Source organism: Kistimonas scapharcae, assembly GCF_039540975.1.
Lineage (GTDB): Bacteria > Pseudomonadota > Gammaproteobacteria > Pseudomonadales > Endozoicomonadaceae > Kistimonas > Kistimonas scapharcae.
In genome coordinates, this window is record NZ_BAABFL010000090.1 from 1 (window position 1) to 2,051 (window position 2,051).

At 47.6% G+C, this 2,051-nt stretch carries 2 protein-coding genes; both read left to right on the forward strand.

Translation table 11 applies throughout. The features are described 5' to 3' along the window. Positions 1-916: 916 nt before the first annotated feature. A complete protein-coding gene (locus ABD892_RS05510) occupies positions 917-1,207 on the forward strand; it encodes a hypothetical protein (protein WP_345194400.1) in 291 nt (96 codons plus the stop codon). A gap of 249 nt (positions 1,208-1,456) precedes the next feature. After that, a complete protein-coding gene (locus tag ABD892_RS05515; RefSeq protein WP_345194401.1) occupies positions 1,457-1,993 on the forward strand; it encodes an Arm DNA-binding domain-containing protein in 537 nt (178 codons plus the stop codon). Positions 1,994-2,051: the final 58 nt, after the last annotated feature.

Below are 2,051 nucleotides of genomic sequence, written 5' to 3' on the forward strand. Positions count from 1 at the left end.
GGCTACTTGGCACCTTTCAAGTATGAACAGGAACTTGCCAAGGCAGCGTAAAAAAGTGTCCGGAAAACTCTTGCCAGATCAGACAACTATGCCGGTGGTGTACCCGACAGCTTTTATGAAGGGACCGAAAATGACCTGTGGGTTGAATACAAGTACATCAACCCATTCCCCAAACGACCGGACACACTGATCGACCTGACCAACAAGAAATACCTGTCGCCCATGCAGCAACGCTGGCTGCAACGACGACATGAGAAAAGGCAGGATGCCTGGGTCATCGCAGGATGCGAGCATGGCGGGGTTATTTTCAGTGGTTTAAGCTGGCAAACCCCCATAACCGCCAGTGATTTCCTCGCCCGATGCCTGCCCCAGAAAGACATAATTCATCGCATTCAACAATACTGTATAAATCATCAGTAACAGGAATATGTACTTTTGGGTGAGAATATAAGCACTGCTAAATATATAAGCTACGCTAAGGGTATTGAGGACCAGCCCTCGCTAAGTCGGTACACGGACTAGCTAAACTCTCCGGGCGGTAGCGTGTTTTTTATTTAGTGGTGCTTACCCTCCGTTGTATTTACCACGCCAGAACAATAATAAAACCATTCCCGTTGGTCGCCAGTCCATTGGGGTTGTTCTGCATGTCCAAAAGGAACCGTCGTATGTCAGGTGAAGCTACCCGCGTCATTACCGAGGAAGATCGCAAGACCGCGAAAAAACTCAAAGCGTTGTATAACGCAAAAAAAGCTGACCTCGGCCTGAACCAAGAGAAGTTGGCCGAAGCCATGGGTAAAACCCANTAGACCCGCTAACACTGGACAAACGTACAGCATCCCTATTACAGTCAAGTGCTGTAGTTCGCACATTAGTGCCAGTAATAGGCTCGGCTACGGGGAGGTTGCCGGACATGAACATGGTTGAGGTTCCAACCAATAATAAAAAAAGCCCTACAGAAGTCGCCTTTTTCATCGACACTGACATAGAACCTTTTTGCACCGAGGGCAGTATCCTTCTTGTGGATACCAACAAGCCTCCCAGAGCAAAAAGCAAGATCGCCTACCGCACACTCAAAAGCCCCAAGCTACACATTGCTGTCTGCGAACGGGCGACAAACGACTCATTTCGTACAACGGAGGATGAACTGATTCTGAAAAAGGACCTCAGTTTTCTGGCGCGTGTCGTGTCAGTGATTGAACCGGAATAAGGGGAGAAGCTATTGCTTCTCTTTGGGTATTTATATTAGCATGGCTATTATTAGGGTATAACAACCATGTCAGGGACACACCACAAAAACTATGGTGCTATACAAAACCGTAAAACAGTTTGCCAGGGAATCCGGATATTCTGAGTCCGCCATCTACAACAAGATACATGACGCTATCTGGCTGGAAGGAAGTGAATATGTAAAAGCCCCTGACGGACGTATCTTGATCGCTGTCGAGGGGTTTAATATATGGGCACAAAGCAGTATGAGGGCGTCAGGTCACGCTCAAAATCAACCATCGAAGTCGGGTTCTCCTACAATGGCAAATGGCGGTGGGAAGCAATTAAGCTCGACCCCACTCCCGCTAACCTGAAAAGAACCGCTCGTTTCAGGGCGCGGGTCGTTCAATCCATTGAGGATGGCACATTCAATTACGCAATATCTTTTCCTGACTCGAAACGGAAAGGTGAAATACAAGTGTGTGCAGGGGGAAAAACCAACCTTGTGCTCTACATGCGTAGGTGGCTTGAAACAATAAAAAACGACATAGCTGCCTCAACCCACGAGTTCTATGAAAAAGTTATCAACCAACTGGAAGACTACATGCCCTCCATGCCTTTAGGCGGCGTACAAGGCAAGGACATGAAGGAATGGCTGGATAGTCGCACACGGGGTCATAAACATAAAAACAACCTGTTAAGTTGTGTACGCACCGCTCTTGAAGATGCTGTAGATGCAGAGTTAATCGCAGTCAACCCGCTCGCTGCGTATTCTGGCACAACTTGAACACCGATTCTGGTAACTCTTGAACACCCATTCTGGTAAGTCTTGAACACTGATTCTG

Excerpts from the sequence above, each read along its gene's own strand:
- ABD892_RS05510 (WP_345194400.1), top strand. The coding sequence starts at position 917 with ATGGTTGAGGTTCCAACCAATAATAAAAAAAGCCCTACAGAAGTCGCC.
- ABD892_RS05515 (WP_345194401.1), top strand. The coding sequence starts at position 1,457 with ATGGGCACAAAGCAGTATGAGGGCGTCAGGTCACGCTCAAAATCAACC.